This is a genomic window from Mailhella massiliensis (genome assembly GCF_020741395.1).
GTDB lineage: Bacteria > Desulfobacterota > Desulfovibrionia > Desulfovibrionales > Desulfovibrionaceae > Mailhella > Mailhella massiliensis_A.
On sequence record NZ_DYZA01000103.1, the window covers coordinates 1 to 15,912 of the forward strand.

Annotated in this window: 13 protein-coding genes; 5 read left to right on the forward strand and 8 right to left on the reverse strand. The window is 57.9% G+C overall.

The window, feature by feature from the left end:
• From K8W16_RS05400 to K8W16_RS05425, 6 genes are all read right to left on the reverse strand, one after another.
• A partial coding sequence (locus tag K8W16_RS05400; protein ID WP_304121878.1) for a tripartite tricarboxylate transporter permease occupies positions 1 to 1,378 on the reverse strand: 1,378 nt, incomplete at its 3' end.
• 139 nt (positions 1,379 to 1,517) lie between these two features.
• The gene (locus tag K8W16_RS05405) at positions 1,518 to 2,540 is read right to left on the reverse strand and encodes a tripartite tricarboxylate transporter substrate binding protein (protein WP_304121881.1); all 1,023 of its coding nucleotides are present in this window, start codon (positions 2,538 to 2,540) and stop codon (positions 1,518 to 1,520) included.
• 77 nt (positions 2,541 to 2,617) lie between these two features.
• Positions 2,618 to 4,606, reverse strand: coding sequence for an FAD-dependent oxidoreductase (locus K8W16_RS05410; protein WP_304121882.1), 1,989 nt, complete (start codon positions 4,604 to 4,606; stop codon positions 2,618 to 2,620).
• 201 nt (positions 4,607 to 4,807) lie between these two features.
• Positions 4,808 to 6,349 (reverse strand): sigma-54-dependent Fis family transcriptional regulator, encoded by a 1,542-nt coding sequence (locus K8W16_RS05415; RefSeq protein WP_304121884.1) that lies wholly within the window; start codon positions 6,347 to 6,349, stop codon positions 4,808 to 4,810.
• 352 nt (positions 6,350 to 6,701) lie between these two features.
• Positions 6,702 to 8,297, reverse strand: a complete 1,596-nt coding sequence (locus tag K8W16_RS05420) for a (Fe-S)-binding protein (protein WP_304121886.1) — start codon at positions 8,295 to 8,297, stop codon at positions 6,702 to 6,704.
• A 16-nt stretch (positions 8,298 to 8,313) separates the two neighbouring features.
• Positions 8,314 to 9,231 carry a respiratory nitrate reductase subunit gamma gene (locus tag K8W16_RS05425; protein ID WP_304121888.1) on the reverse strand — a complete coding sequence of 306 codons (918 nt, stop codon included), beginning with the start codon at positions 9,229 to 9,231 and terminating at the stop codon, positions 8,314 to 8,316.
• Positions 9,232 to 9,583: 352 nt separating this feature from the next.
• Between K8W16_RS05425 and cobA the strand changes: the two genes are divergently transcribed.
• The 5 genes from cobA to lpxB all read left to right on the forward strand — a co-directional run bounded on the left by cobA (position 9,584) and on the right by lpxB (position 14,609).
• Positions 9,584 to 11,107, forward strand: a complete 1,524-nt coding sequence (gene cobA, locus K8W16_RS05430; RefSeq protein ID WP_304121890.1) for a uroporphyrinogen-III C-methyltransferase — start codon at positions 9,584 to 9,586, stop codon at positions 11,105 to 11,107.
• A complete protein-coding gene (gene purN / locus K8W16_RS05435) occupies positions 11,104 to 11,778 on the forward strand; it encodes a phosphoribosylglycinamide formyltransferase (RefSeq protein ID WP_304121892.1) in 675 nt (224 codons plus the stop codon). Before cobA ends, purN begins: the two co-directional genes overlap by 4 nt.
• 86 nt (positions 11,779 to 11,864) lie before the next feature.
• Positions 11,865 to 12,305: a hypothetical protein gene (locus K8W16_RS05440; protein WP_304121894.1), complete on the forward strand. Its 441-nt coding sequence runs from the start codon at positions 11,865 to 11,867 to the stop codon at positions 12,303 to 12,305.
• Between the two features lie 164 nt (positions 12,306 to 12,469).
• The gene (locus K8W16_RS05445) at positions 12,470 to 13,438 is read left to right on the forward strand and encodes a nucleoside recognition domain-containing protein (protein ID WP_304121896.1); all 969 of its coding nucleotides are present in this window, start codon (positions 12,470 to 12,472) and stop codon (positions 13,436 to 13,438) included.
• A 55-nt stretch (positions 13,439 to 13,493) separates the two neighbouring features.
• A complete protein-coding gene (gene lpxB / locus K8W16_RS05450) occupies positions 13,494 to 14,609 on the forward strand; it encodes a lipid-A-disaccharide synthase (protein ID WP_304121899.1) in 1,116 nt (371 codons plus the stop codon).
• Between the two features lie 180 nt (positions 14,610 to 14,789).
• Here the strand turns inward: lpxB and K8W16_RS05455 are convergent, their stop codons facing one another.
• Together K8W16_RS05455 and K8W16_RS05460 are read right to left on the reverse strand one after the other, a co-directional pair.
• Positions 14,790 to 15,551: an SDR family NAD(P)-dependent oxidoreductase gene (locus tag K8W16_RS05455; RefSeq protein WP_304121902.1), complete on the reverse strand. Its 762-nt coding sequence runs from the start codon at positions 15,549 to 15,551 to the stop codon at positions 14,790 to 14,792.
• A gap of 13 nt (positions 15,552 to 15,564) precedes the next feature.
• Complete coding sequence (locus K8W16_RS05460) at positions 15,565 to 15,765, reverse strand: hypothetical protein (RefSeq protein WP_304121905.1); 201 nt, start codon at positions 15,763 to 15,765, stop codon at positions 15,565 to 15,567.
• Positions 15,766 to 15,912: the final 147 nt, after the last annotated feature.

Below are 15,912 nucleotides of genomic sequence, written 5' to 3' on the forward strand. Positions count from 1 at the left end.
CAATCTGAAGACTTATGAACAAATAATTCTCAAACATCGTTCCAAGGATATATCCGAGAAGCATACTTCCAGCGTTATACTTAAACCTTCTCACGATAAGGCCAATGACAGAAAAGATGAGCAGAAGAACAATGTCTTCCATCAGGGAACGGTTGGCGTACGTTCCCACGACGATGAATATGAAGACCAGCGGAACCAGGATGCGCGAGGGGATTGCGGCAATGCGGGCAAGGGGAGCCACCAGCGGAAAACAGATGATGAACCCGACGATATTGGCAAGGGCAACAATCATCAGCAGGGAAAAGGTAATATCAAGATGCTCGGTAAGCATGCCAGGCCCGGGCATGATTCCCATCATCATGAGCGCCCCAAGGCCTATGGCTCCGGTGGAGCTGCCGGGCACGCCGAGGGCGAAGGTGGTGAGCCAGGAACCGGATTCCTTGGCATTATTGCAGCTTTCCGGCCCTATGACGCCCCTGACGTTGCCGGTACCGAAACTTTCGGGTTTCTTATCTGTTGCCTTTGCATGGCCGTAGGCAAGAAATACGGCGGCATTGGCGCCTACACCGGGAAGAATACCGAAGAAATACCCAATGATAGCACAGCGCAGGCACAGAAATTTGTTCCGCAGAACATCCCAGGCGCCTTTCAGGGTATCCTTTATGGAAAGGGAGGTAATCGTGACGTTGGAAATGGTGCCTTCGCTGCCCTTCATAGCCAGTTCCACCATGGGCGGTACGGCAAACAGGCCAAAGCAGACCGGTACGATGGGAAGTCCTTCAAACAGGAACGCCTGGTCAAAGGTAAAACGCACTTCGCCGGAAACCATAACCATCCCTATGCAGGAAAGCATGAGTCCCAGGCATCCGCTGATGAGGCTTTTCACACGCCCCTCATTCCCCAGCATGCTGATGAAGGCAAGGCCGATGAGAATGATGAACACCATTTCCCGGGAAGTAATGGACATGATGATGGGCATGATGGCGAACATCATGACCACGGCAAAACCGGTTGCCATCACGCCGCCAACCAGGCTTGCCGTGAGGGCTGCACCTATGGCGCGGGCGCCTTCACCCTTCTGAGTCATGGGATGCCCGTCGAGCATGGTGGCAATGTTGGAAGCATCGCCGGGCACGCCCAGAAGCACGGCCGTAATGGAACCGCCGGTAAACCCCACCGCACTGAGCGCCACCATGAACGGCATGGCCTGCATGATATCGAGCTTGAAGGTAAACGGAAGGAACAGAGCCATGCCGATAAGGCTTCCGAGCCCGGGAATGATACCCAGCACAAGCCCCAGCAGCGTACCGCCGAGGATCCAGCCCCATGTGGCAGGTTCCAGCAGATACCCCAGGCCGGTAAAGATACTTTCCAGCATACTTTCTCCTGAAAGGATGAAGATTGCAGCATTATTGTTCCCGGGGCAGGAAAACTCCCCTGCCGAACCGACCGGAACATTCCGGCGGGCAAATATCCTGCCCCGCCAGCACGTTGAAACGCCGAAGCGTATCAGACGCCTACTGGGAATACTTGTTCAGCCGTTCCATGATAGCCGTGAAGTCCACGCTGAAGGCGGTCTGAATGAAATCCTGAAGTTCCTTGCCGGTAAGGCAGTTGCCTCCCAGAAGGAACGCCTTTCGGGCATCGGCCTCAAAAGCTTCACTGGCAGCCATACGGGTGAAAACATCGCGCAGATATTCCACAATTTCTGCAGGGGTTTCTTCAGGAAGGGCCATCATGCGCACGGCCATGCACAGCGGCCTGCACTGCTCATACAAGGCATCAATTTCCGACGTAACATCAATAACTTCAAAGAAGGTAGGAATGTCCGGAACAAGAGGCAGGCGTTCACGCTCCAGCAGAAGGAACGGCTTTTGCAGAACACCCTGGTTCACTTCACGCATGACCTGCGATACCGGCCCCATGGTAATATCCACTTCCCCCTTGGCCACGGCCAGAAGCGCTTCCTGCTGGCTCTTGTAGCCCGTAACTACCTTGGCCTTAAGTTGCAGAGCCTCAAGTATGGGCAGCATGGCAAAGTTGTTGCCTTCCAGCGGATTCATGATTCCATAGGTGATGTTCCCGGCCTTGGCTATATCTTCAAGAGACTTGAACTTCTTGGATGCGACCAGCACCCAGGGCTCCTGATAGGCGCCCAGAACGTACTGCAAACGGGAAGCATCGTATTTGGCCGCCCTGTTTTTGGTGAGGTAGGGCAGCTGATAGGAGGAACCGAACATCATCATGTGCATGGTGAGCCCATCCGGTCGGCAACTGTTTACCAGATAGTTGACGGCAACAATACCGCCCCCACCTGGCATATTTTTCACAATCATGTCGTTACCGCCGAACTCAGGCCAGTGCTTGGCAATGATGCGGCCGCCAAGGTCGCTGCCGCCCCCCGCGCCGGTGCCCAGCAGCAACGTCACTTTATTATTCTTGTACAACTCTTCGGGAGTTTCCGCGGCAACGGCGAAGGAGCAGGTAAACAGACACAGCATCGCCAGCGAAAGGGAAGTGAGAAATCGAACGGATCGCATGAAGAACTCCTTGATCTGTGCGGGCGGAACCATTCCGCCCGCAGTTGAACTACCCGGCAGGCTTCAGCGAATGAAAACTACAGCCTGCATGCCGCGTCATAACCATTGCGTATGGCATGACGCACATTCTTCGGCCCTTCCGCACAGTCGCCAGCGAGCCAGAACGTAGGCGCACAGTCACGAAAGACCTCTGCTTCGTCCTGAAGAGCACAGGTCCCAAGAGCAATGACTACCGTGTCTGCTTCAACAAAACGCTCGCCTTCCTGCGTTTCCACCTTCACGCCCTTTTCCTCTATGGCAGTGCAGCGGGTACCAGTCATGCAGGTAATGTGTTCGCTGGTCTCGATTTTCTCCACCAGAACGATACGCTGGGTATAGCCGGTGCGCCTGGCAATAAATTCATCCATTTCCACCAGGATCACCTGTCGCCCTGTTTCGGCAAGATGCAGTGCACATTCGCAGCCTGTATCGCCCGCACCGACGATTACCACCTTCTGTCCGACGGCGTCGCGATTGACGAACGCCTGGGTTGCAAGCATGACCTGCTTTCCGTTGATACCGGGAATCTGCGGCAGTACGGGCCGGGATCCGGTGCAGGCTATGACGACGTCAGGATAGGAAGACTCGATAAGTTCAGGTGTGGCTTCCGTATTCAAGAACACCTTGACGCCGAGCTGGCCGACACGGCTGATCAGCCAGTTCTTGAATTCCATAAGCGGATACTTGAACGAAACAACATCGGCAAAGGAAATCTGACCGCCCAGATGGTCGCTCTTTTCATACAGACGTACATCATGTCCACGTTCAGCCGCCGTAATGGCCGCCTGCATACCGGCAGGCCCGCCGCCTATGATGGAAACGACCTTTTTTTCCGTAGCAGGGGGAATGATATCTGTTTCAATGCCGATGCGCGGATTGACCGAGCAGGCGTAACGCTTGACAACATCCCGGGTGAAACTGGTGATACCGCCGCCGAAGATGCGGCCGTTCTTTTCATCAAGGCAGTTGAAGCACTTGATGCAAGGCCGGATCTCCTCTCTTCTGCCAAGGCGGGCCTTGTTTGCCCATTCAGGATCGGCAATGATGGTGCGCGCCATGGCCACGGCGTCGCAGTGCCCTTCGGCAATCATACGTTCGGCATCTTCCGGATCGGTGATGCTGCCCACGATGATGACTGGAATCCTGATCCCATGCTTTTTAGCGGCAATGCCCATATACTCGTTGGGGCATTTGGGCATGAACTCGGAAGGAAACATTTCAGGCCGGCTGCGGAGCACGCCTCTGTTGCCGCGGGAAAAATGTACAAGATCGATCTTGTCTTCCACCATTTTGATGAATTCGCAGGCTTCATCAATTTCCAGCCCTCCTGGTTGCCCTTCCGTGCCGGAAATACGGTATTCCAGCACAAAATCTTTTCCTACACGGCTGCGGATACGGTCGATCACCATCATGGGGAAGCGCGCCCGGTTTTCCAGGCTTCCGCCCCATTTATCCTTCCGCCGATTCTCGGCAGGCGACAGGAACTGCCCGAGCAGCCACTGATGGGCGCCGTGGATAAGGCACATCTTGAAGCCGGCATTCTGCAAATAATGGCAGGTCTCGGCAAAGTGATCGGCCACTTCGTCCATCTGTTCTTCGGTAATCTCATCGACTACCTGCCCGTTGGGTAATACACATGCTGTAGGCGCAATGGGGTTGCGGTTGCCGTTCACGGTTGAAAAGGCATACTTGCCGCCATGTTCGATTTCAATGGAAGCAATGGCCCCGGCCTGATGAATGGCGTCTGTCATCTGCGTGAGATAGGGCAGGTTATTTATGTCCTGAAGATTCACGTTGTGGAAGTGGGAACGGCCACGGTCCTGATCCACGGAGGCTTCACCGAGCGTTACGCAGGCTGCCCCGCCCAGCGCCCTGTTGCGGAAGTGGGCAATGGACTCAGGACGAATATGGCCTTCCGGGGTGATGAAATGCATGGCCTGAGCCGTCGGGGCTGTCCAGATACGATTGCGAAAACGCAGCTTTCCCACCATAAGCGGTTCAAAAAGGTGCGGATACGGACGATTCATGATAAGCTCCTGCTTGTCTATCTGCTATGACAGGTTAAAAAACGCATGCGCCATGCAAATAGAAAAGCAAAAACTATGCCATTCTAAAAAAATATATTATTTTAATAGGTTAAAAATATCGCGCCTGTATAATACCCATATATTATATAAATTTTCACGATATTTAGTGTCGTTTGAGAAAAAAAACGATATATCGTACAACTACGGCAGTATTCCCAGTTTACGCATCTTAGCCCTCAGCGTATTAGGGTGCAGCCCCAGTATTTCTGCCGCTCCGCCGACCCCGCTGATCTTGCCCTTGGAGTAGGCAAGCGCCTTTTGAATGTGACGGATAATCGCCATATCCAGGGACTCCGGTTTTTCCCCCTCCTGAAGCTTGTCGGAAGCGGAGCGCGGCAGCACGGCGGGCAGCGCTGTCTGTGCGGGAGTAAAACGATCACTGACCGATATGGAGAAGGGGCGGCGCATATCGGCAATCCATAAAATGACTGCCCGCTCCACGGCATTGTTCAGTTCCCGTATATTGCCGGGCCATGAGTAGGCCAGCAGCTCGCGCATATTCTGCACGGAAGGGGAAGGTATCTGCTGCACCCAGTACTGACGGCATTTCTGCGCGGTAAGAAAATGCACAAGGAAGGGAATATCCTCCGGGCGCTCCCTGAGCGGAGGAATGACAATAGGAAAAACATCAAGTCGGAAATAAAGATCCGCACGGAAGCGCCCCTCCTGCACCATACGTCCCAAATCCCTGTGCGTTGCGGCAATGATGCGTATGTCTATCTGCTGCTCTTCCGAACCGCCTATGCGCTCCAGTACTCCGTCCTGAAGAATTCTGAGCAGGCGCGTCTGCCCAGCGGGAGGCAATTCTCCTATTTCGTCAAGGAGAAGCATCCCCCGATGCGCCCTCTCAAATACTCCCTTGCGGGTATGCACGGCCCCGGTAAAGCTTCCCTTTTCATGTCCGAAGAGCTCACTGTCAATCAGGGAATCGGGAATGCCTCCGCAGTTGATCTTGAGAAAAGGTGCATCCACACGTGCCGAAGCACGGTAGAGCGTCTCCGCCACCACCTCCTTTCCGGTACCGCTCTCCCCCAGAAGAAGTACCGGGCACTGCTGCCTCGCCACCTGCCAGATCATGTCGGTGACATGTTTCATACCCGGCAGTTCCGTAACGGACAGATAACGGGAGTCTTCCAGAGAAACACGACGCTTACGCGCCGGGCGAGCTTGCCGCCTGTAATAGCTCATCAATGTATCGAACAGAAAAAAAGCCAGAGATATATGCCGATGCTCAAAGCCGCTCTTTTTCTTCAGGCGGATAAAGGAAAGCGAACAGATGAGCCGCTGGGAAAGAATGGCCCTCATCACCAGAACGGAAAAACGGGAGCCTGGAAAAATCCGGCTGATAAGCCCGAGAGTGACGCCATGATCATCCTGATTACCCAGCCGAATCACTTTTTTGGGGCCGTTACGCAATACCAGAAGCTGCTCCCGATAGCTGTTCAGGGGGATCTTCTCTGTACCGGGTACCTCCGGGAAAAGGAAATACTGTTCTTCTTCCCTGTACTCCGTGGCGTAGGTCAGCAGCGCATAATCGAAAAGAAACACTTCCTGCAGAATACGGTGAATTCTCATCATCCCTTCCGCAAGGGGCGGATTCTCCTCCACAATCCTGCCTATGCTTTCGCCGATGCTAGACCACGACGCTTCCGGCTGTGTAGGGGGAAAAAGAAATGTCTGCATGGCAGTCTCCTCGTGCATATTTTATATACCAGTACCATATTCGCAGCTTTCGGCAATCTTTTCTTTTCCGCAGGCATACTCGAGATGGTGCAAGATAATGAAACATGCCTTCCCACCATGTCTGCCCACCCCTCAGAACAAGACACCTTGAAGCATATACTGCCTTTCCGGTACTCAGACAGACGGGCATTACCGTGTACTGCATGCAGAAAATGTGGCCTTTCTACTCCCAGACCGCACATATCCGGCAGCGGCACGAAGCAATAACCCCATTTAAAAGGAAACGGGGCGGAAAGCGTACGCTTTCCGCCCCGGAAGCCGGGGAGCAGCCTCCCCGGCATGTATGGTTGTTCTACTCTTCTTCCCACTTGATGAAGCCGGGCTTCACGTCAGTCATGGCATTGACGATAAGTTCGACAAGGCCGCCGTACTGCATGCCGTTCTTCTCCAGCAGGTTGTTCTGTTCGAGCAGTTCGCGCACCTGGCCCTTGCAGTTGGAGCAGGGGGCGCAGACGTACTTCTTGACTTCGGGGCCGAGGCAGTCCTTGAACGCTCCGCAGATCTGCTCCATCTTCTTGCGGCCGGTGATGTTCATGCGCCATTCGTTGATGTTGTTGCGCGTCATGATTGCGAAGCCGGAGCCGCCGCCGCAGCAATAGTTTTCCACGCCGTGGGGCGTCATTTCACGGAACTGCGGGCAAATGGCGTGCAGCACGTCGCGCTGGGGCTTCACCACACCCATGAGACGCACGAGGTTGCAGGGGTCGTGCAGGGTCACGGGGAAGTTGTTGCGGCTCGGGTCGAGCTTCAGGCGGCCGCCGAGCACGATATCGCGCAGCACGGGGAAGCAACTTTCACGCGGGATGTTCAGGTCGGGCGGCAGGATGCGGTCGGCTATGACGGTAAGGGCCTTATGGGCATGGCCGCATTCGCCGAGCACGATTTTCTTGACGCCGAGCTTCTTGGCGGCTTCAGCATGCTTGATAGCCACGCGGGCGGCCTGCACGTCATCGTAGAACACGCCGTAGTTCACGGAGTCGTAGCCCGCGATCTCGGAGCTCAGAGTCCAGGAAAGGCCCGCAGCTTCAAAGATGAGGGAGAAGGCCGCAATGTTGTCGGGCCAGGCCAGCATTTCACCGGCATTGTGGATGAGCAGAATGTCGGCGTTCGGCACGTCCCAGGGAGTCTTGAATTCGTATTCCGTGGTTTCCACATAGTCTTCATCAATGAATTCCACGGTTTCCTTCACCACTTCAGGATTCATGCCGGTGGAGGAGCCCACGTCGAGCTGAAGCTTGGTGCCCTTTTCATGCAGTTCGCGGGGGTTCCAGCCGAATTCCTGGCTGAAGAGCTTGCGCAGCTCGCGGGCGATGAGGCCGTTGTCCACGCCGATGGGGCAGACCTGGGCGCAGCGGCGGCACAGGTTGCAGCGGTAGGAAAGTTCCGCAAGGCGCACCACGGTCTTCCAATTAAGATCTATGTCGCCGTAGCGCCACTTGGCCAGAGGTTCCTTCTTCACATACTGCTTGTAGATGCGGCGGAACAGCTCGGAACGGAAGTTCGGACGATACATTTCATGCTCGCCGGACATTTCGTAGAGGTGGCATGCCGCGGAGCAGGAGTTGCACTGGGCGCAGTAGTCCATGGTGGTATCCAGCATGGCGAGGCAGGTCCAGTTGTTCTCCGGCGTGAAGAGCTTGCGCACACCGTCCAGGAAGCGGTTGACCAGCTCTTCCTCTTCGGCCTTGGTCTGAGGCACGGGGATGAGCAGGACGTTGATATCGTCGAGCAGGCAGCAGAACTGCTTTTTCTGGGCGTCGGTGATGACTTTCCAGGGATAGGTCTGATAATCGACGGGCATGGGGCGGAGGGTGTTCACGTCAACCGTGGTGAGCATCCCTTCTTCCGTCGAGAGGTCGTTGAAGGTAAGTTCCTGCGAAGTTTTCATGTGCGGCTCCTTGATCCTACTTCTCGTCGGGGTTGGAGGTGGCGACCTCTGCCCAGGTTATCTTGCCGTCACCCTGAACGTGAGGGCCACGCCAGCTCACGGGGAGGTTCAGGTTGTTGGCCAGCTGCTTCTGGAGCTTGGGGTTGTTGACGGTGGGAGCATCGCCCCAGCGGATATCATGCCAGGTGAAGTACTTCATGAAGAAGTGGCCGAGGAAGCTGTAGGGTACCCAGAAGAACATGAAGAACCCGAGGAGAAGATACAGCACATAAAGAGGAGTCAGCTCCATGGCCGTGAAGGTCATCATGCCGTAGATGAAGCTGTTGCCCATGAGGGCGAAGTCGTACACGCCGTGCCACAGGCAGAGCATGAGGCCGAAGAGGCCGTACACACCGAACAGACCGAGGTTGAAGAAATGCTCGTTGGTGGTGTACTTGCGCAGGCCCTTGTCGCAGATGCGGCGCTGGATGAGGCCCACAGCGCCGAAGAGGATACCCGCAAAGCCGAACACGTCGCACAGCACGGTGACGGCGGTGCAGAAGGTCACGAAGCCTTCGGCCCCGGCCAGCATACCTATGGCGGCAAGCACCGTCATACCCATGCCGCCCATGAGCAGGTACAGGCCGATATGGAAGGGATAGGTGCGCACCCAGAGCGTGCGGTTGTGTTCCCACACGGCCTTCAGGAAAAGCGCTTCGATGAGGAATCCCTTGAGGGCGCCCACCATGCAGCTGCGGTGCTTGTCCTTCCACCATTCGGTATTTTCGAGATAGCTGCCGCCGTATTCGACCTTTTCAGGGTCTTCATGCGCCACGGGATACAGTTCCCAGCGCAGATGCTGAGGTTTTTTGAGGTAGCCGATGATTTTCATCAGGGCGACGGCCACAAAGGCTATAACCGCCACATAGGCCAAACAATAGAAAAAGATGCTCATGGTTGTCTCCTGTCGCGTTGTCCGCCATCTTGCATCCTGACCAGGGCCGAGTTGTCCCGGCCATTATTTCCACACGGCTTCCGCCCGCATCCGCATCGCAGAGCGCAGATAAAAAAGGAAGGAATTATTCCTTCTTTTCCCAACATGCGCCATGGGTACGGCGGCGGCTCCGGCGTGAGGCTCACCGGAGGAAAGCTGGTGAAGATTACCCCATAAAGGGCAAAAAAACAAGCCTGCAGTCACAAGAACTTTCACAAGGTCACAGCGCGAAAAAGGCCTTCCCGGGAGGAAAGTCTTGCTCCCTCTCCCTTTAATAAGTACACTTCGCCTGAATTCAAGTCATGGAGGACGGATGTACGTTTATCTCATAGGCGCAGGCCCCGGCGACCCCGGCCTGCTCACCTGCAAAGGCAGGCAGGCGCTTTCCGAAGCGGACGTGGTCGTGTACGATTATCTTGCGGGCGACGACCTGCTCGCCCTGGCCAAGCCCGGCGCCGAATTCATCTATGTCGGCAAAATCGCGGGCAACCATACTATGAAGCAGGCCGATATCAACAAACTCCTCATAGCCCGCGCGAAGGAAGGCAAAGTGGTCGTGCGCCTCAAGGGGGGAGATCCCTATATTTTCGGGCGCGGCGGCGAAGAAGCCGAGGAACTCGTGGAAGCGGGCGTTCCCTTCGAGGAAGTGCCCGGCATCTCCAGCTCCATAGCAGGTCCGGCCTACGCGGGCATACCGCTCACCCACCGCGCCTACTCTTCTTCCGTCACCATCGTCACCGGCCATGAGGACCCGACCAAGCCCGGCTCCGTGCACGACTGGAGCGCCCTTGCCCGCAGCGCCTCCACCCTGGTCTTTCTCATGGGCATGAAGAACCTGCCGGAAATCACGGCCAAGCTCATCGCCGCCGGCATGCCGGCCGATACCCCCGCCGCCCTGGTATACTGGGGTACCACGAACCGCCAGAAATCCCTGGCCTCCACCCTGGCCGACCTGCCGGACGCGGCCGTGCGCGAAGGCTTTTCCAACCCCTCCATCATCGTGGTGGGCGATGTGGTGCGCCTGAAGGACAAGCTGAACTGGTTCGAAAAAAAGCCCCTCTTCGGCCGCACCGTAGTCGTCACCCGCGCGAGGGAACAGGCCAGCGAAAGCGCGGCTCTTTTCGCCCGCATGGGTGCGCATGTCATACAGTTCCCCACCATCAAAATCAGTCCTCTTGCCGATTATGCGGAGCTTGATGAGGCCGTCGGCAACCTTTCCCGCTACGGCTGGGTGGTGTTCACCTCGGTGAACGGCGTGAAATTCTTCCGCAAGCGCCTCTGTGCCCTTGGCCTCGACGCCCGCGCCCTCGGCCCCGTGAAGGTGGCCGCCATAGGCCCGGCCACGGCGAAGGCCGTGGAAGAAATGGGCATCCATGCCGACCTTGTGCCTTCCTCCTATGTGGCGGAGGGCGTGGCCGAGGCCATGCTCGCGCTCGGCATGAAGGGAAAGAGGGTGCTTCTGCCCCGGGCAAAGGAAGCCCGCGACGTTCTCCCCGAAGCCCTGCGCGCCGCAGGAGCCGAGGTGGACGTTGTCGCCGCCTATGAAAACGTGCCTTCCGATGAGAACCGCGAAGAAGTGCTTGCCGCACTCAAAGAAGGAAGGCTCGACTGCGTGACTTTCGGATCCTCCTCCACGGTGCGCAACTTCCTCTCCTCCATTCCGCTGGAGATACTGAAAAAGCACCCTGAAATACGCTTCGCGGCCATAGGGCCCGTGACGGCGAAAACCATGCGGGAAATGGGGCTGGAACCGGATATTCAGCCGGAAAGCTTCACCATTCCCGCGCTGGCGGATGCCGTGTGCACAGCCTTCGCCCGCCAAGGAGCAGAGGCATGACCCTGAAACTCGGTATTCTCGCCTCAGGCAGCGGCACCAACGCGCAGGCTATCATCGACGCCGCCAAAGCTGGCCGCCTCGATGCGGACATACGCATCGTCATTTCCAACCGCCCCGGAGCCAAGGTCCTGGAGCGCGCGGAAAAAAGCGGCATCCCCTCCCTCTGCCTGGACCACAAAACCTTCCCCGACCGTGAGAGCTTCGATGCCCGCATGGTGGAAGCGCTGCTTTCCGCAGGTGTGGATACCGTGGCCCTCGCCGGATACATGCGCCTCGTCACCCCCGTCTTTCTCGACGCATTCCCGAACCGCGTGCTGAACATTCACCCCGCCGTGCTCCCCGCCTTTCCCGGAACTCACGGTGCGCGCGACGCCTGGATCTACGGGGCAAAGTTCAGCGGGTGCACCGTGCATGTGGTGGATCCCGTCATGGACGGCGGGCCCGTCATCGTGCAGGCCACGCTCCCCATACGGCAGGAAGAAGACGACGAGGCGCTTTTGAACCGCATCCATGTGTTCGAGCACCGCATCTATGTGCAGGCCCTTGAGTGGCTCGCCGAAGGCCGCCTGCACCTCGACGGCCGCCGCATGCTGCTGGCCCCGGCAGGAAAGGCCCTGGCCCCGCAGCCGGAACTTGCGCTCATCTGGCCGCCTCTGGAAGAAGGATTCTGAAATGCGTCCTGCCGGGCTTCCGTACCCGGCCCACCCTGCGCGGCTCCCCGCGCCTGAAACGGCTCCCGCAGCCGGAGGTTCCCTTCATGAAAACTTCCCGTTTCTTCGCCCTGTGCGCCCTTGTCTTCTGCTTGTGCGCCTCCACAGCCTTCGCCGCGGATGATGCGCGCAAAGCCGAACGCCGCACCCCCGTCATCGTGGAATTTGAAGGCAACGACGCCATAGGCGTCACCCTCTTCTCGCGCCTGCAAAGCAAGATCAACAGTGAAAATCCCGCCGCTCCCGCCAGAGAGGCGAAATTCCGCATCCTGCTTTCCACCGCGGCGGAATTCCCCTCCCGCCCGGGCGTGGGATCCGTGTACGCCGTGGTGTGGACCCTGGCCCTTTCCGAGGGTTCCATGGAATACTACCTTGTGCGCGACCTCGGCATCGTCACGCCCGACACTGTGGATGCCGTGGTGGAGCGCATCGTGAGCCGCACCGAGGGCGTGGCCGCCCGCTACGGCTACCTCGACCGCGAAAAATAAGCCCTTTCCGCGCCCCGGAGTCTCGGCCCTTGCTTTTGCCCCTCAGCCGGTCTCCGGGGTTCCACGCACAAAACACGGATTTTCCCCCTTCGGGCTGCCCAGGCGAAGCGGCGGCAAACCGCTCCGGACGCTCCCGGGCCTTTTCCCGCATCAAGAGCAAAGTCATGGTGAATGCTCTCTGGAAAAATATCGTCGACTGCTGGCGCGACGGGCACAAGGTAGCCCTCGGCATCTTCCGCTTCCTCATTCCCATCGTGATCATCGTGAAGATTCTGGAGGAAAGCGGGCTTATCCCGTATCTGTCCATGCCCCTCGGCCCGATCATGGACCTTGTGGGGCTGCCGGCGGAGCTGAGCCTCGCATGGATATCCTGCATGCTTGTGAGCCTCTACTCCGGCGCCATGGTGCTCATCTCGCTCCTTCCTCAGCTGCCGGAGCTTTCCGCCGCACAGATGACGGTCTTCGGAGTGATGGTGCTCATCGCCCACAGCCTCATCCTTGAAGTGCGCATCGCCGGTCAGTGCGGCGTCTCCATGCCCTTCCAGTTCCTTCTGCGCCTTCTCTCCGGTATTCTCGCCGCCTTCCTGCTCCACCTCTTTCTCGACCAATTCCAGCTGCTCCAGGAGAAGGCGACCATCCTTCTCGCCGCCGAGCCTTCGGCCACATGGGGAGAATGGCTCATGCAGCAGGCTGTCACACTCCTTGAGATGTACGCCATCATCTGCGCCGTGATGCTCCTGCAGAAGTTTCTGGACGCCTTCCATATTTCCGCCCTGCTCGGCCGTGTTCTCGGCCCGGCCCTGCGCCTTCTCGGCGTATCCTCAAAAGCCGTGTCCATCATCCTCATCGGCTTCACCATGGGCCTGCTCTACGGCAGCGGCATCCTCATCAAACACGCGCAGGAGGGAACGCTCTCCCCGAGGGATGCGCTCTGCTCCATTTCCCTTCTGGGCCTTTCCCATTCCCTCATTGAAGACACCATCCTGCTTGCCCTCCTCGGCGGGAACCTCTGGGGGCTTCTTGGCTTCCGGCTCCTCTTCACTCTGGTCATGGGGGCGCTCGTCAACATTTTCTACCCCTCGCTGGAACGCTTTGCCGCGTCGCCCGCCCGAAGCCTCAGCGTCCGCCATTAAGCGCAGGGCAAAAAAGCAGCCGCAGCGGTGCGGCCCGCTCTTTGAAGGAGACATCATGAAAACGCTGTGGATCAATGCCGGGGAGCTTTCCGGCGACCTTCAGGGCGGGGCGCTCCTTGCGGCCTTGCGCGAATACGCACCCGAGGAGTCCCTGCGCGTGGCGGGCATGGGGGGCGACAACCTCGCCCGCGCCGGACAGGAAAACCTCCTACGCGTGGAAGAGCTTTCCGTCATGGGCATTGTGGAGGTTATCACCAGCCTGCCGCGCATCTTCCGCATGCTCGGGCGCATCAGGCGCGAGATGGAACGCCTGCGCCCCGACGCCGTGCTGCTCATCGACGCGCCGGAATTCAATTTCCGCGTGGCGAAGATAGCCCATCGCCTGGGTATTCCCGTGTACTACTTCATCCCGCCCAAGGTCTTGGCCTGGCGCACGGGCCGCGTAAAATTCCTGAAAAAGCATGTGCGCCGCATTTTCTCCATCCTGCCCTTTGAAGTGGACTTCTACCATGAACACGGCATGGACGTGACGTATGTGGGCAACCCGCTGGTGGATCTGGTGGATTACGAAGGTATCAAGGACATAGTCCCTGTGCCGGGCCGCATAGGGCTCATGCCCGGCAGCCGCAAAAAAGAAGTGGATTCGCTTCTTCCCGCCTTCTCCGGAGCCGCAAGCCTGCTTGCCGAACGCTTCCCGGATCTTGAATTCCACTGCATCCGCTCTTCCAACTTTTCCGAGGAATATCTGCGCTCCCTCTGGAAGGCCCCCGCTCCCCTCGTCATGCACGACGGCAACGACCGCTACCGCCTCATGCGCACCTTCCCCTGCATCATGGCGGCCTCGGGCACGGCTACGCTGGAAACGGGCCTTGCGGGCGTGCCCACCCTGGTGGCCTACAAGGTCTCCCCCATCTCCTACCAGATAGCCCTGCATGTGCTCAAGGTGAAATGGATAAGCCTGACCAACCTCATCCTGAACCGCACCGTTTTTCCCGAGCACATTGAAAAGGATGCCGACCCGGCCCCTCTGGCCGCGCGTATGGAGGAATGGCTCACCCGCCCCGGAACGCTGGAAGCCATACGGTGCGACCTCGACGAGCTGCGCGAAAAGTGCGGCAGGCCGGGAAGCGCGAAACGCGCCGCAGAAGCCCTGTGGAAGGAAATAGCCTGACCCTCGCCCCGAAGGCGGAAAAGACCATGCTCCGGGAAAGACCGGGCCCGGCCTTCCCCGCAGGAATACCGCCCTTTCGAAGGAACCGGAGCCTGCCGGACCTGTTCCCATCAAAAAAGCCCGTCGGAACCTAGTCCCGGCGGGCTTTTCCTTATGCGGACAACTCTGCGCCCGGCCGCATCAACCGGCCGTAAGCCCGCCGTCCACCAGATAGAGCCCCCCTGTCATGAAGCTTGCCGCATCGGAAGCAAGAAAATATACAAGTTCCGCCACTTCCGAAGCCTCCCCTACCCTGCCGAGGGGGTAAAGGCCCGCTTCCGTTTTCCAGTAGGCCGAGGCGTCGCCGCCGTGCGTAATGTCGGCAAAGCTCTGGAACAACTTTTCCGTAAGCGGCGTGCGTATGGTTCCTGCACACACGGCGTTGACGCGGACGCCCTTCGGCCCCAGGTCTATGGCCAGGCTTTTCGTGATCTGCCCCAGGGCCCCCTTGGTCAGGCCGTAGCCGAAGCTGTTGGGCTTGCCTACATAGCACTGATCGGAGGCGTTGATGACTACGCTCCCCCCGCGCTCCAGCAGGCAGGGCACAGCCGCGCGAAGAGTGTGCACCGTGCCTTTGATGTTAGTGTCGATCATGAGGTCCAGCTCTTCCTCGCTGATATCCAGCATGGTATTGCAGCGATGGATGCCGGCGTTGGCCACCACCGAATCCAGCCCGCCGAAGCGCACGCAGGCTGCGGCGACGGCCCTGTCCAGATCTTCACGGCGGCGGGTACTTCCTTCCACAAAGAGCGCTCCCGTTTCCCGCGCGAGTTTCTCCCCGTCTTCCCCGTTGATATCCATGAACGCCGCGTTCCACCCTTCCCGGATGAACTTGCGCACGCAGGCGGCCCCTATGCCCGTGGAACCGCCGGTGATGAATACCGTCTTTCTGTTCTCGCTCATACCCGTTCCTCCTTCATCCCCGGGCGAGCTCGATGCCCCTGTCCCGGCAGAGGGCTTCGATGCTGCGGTCGTAGGTGGCTTCCGCTTCTTTGGAGAAAAAACATCCCGGAACGCCTTCGTCGTGGTCGCGGTGATGCGCCACACATTCACAACACTTGCCGTGCCTCGGGCAGTCGTAGGTGCAGGGGCATGGCCTTTTATTGTCGCAACTCATCATTCCTCCTGTTGGCGGCACTCATATAAAAAAGGCCGCTTCCGGAAGAAATAATATAAAAATATAATAACATCAATATGACATAGTATACATTTTCAAAAATAATATCCGACTTCATACATGATTTAAATATACTTCAAAAAATAT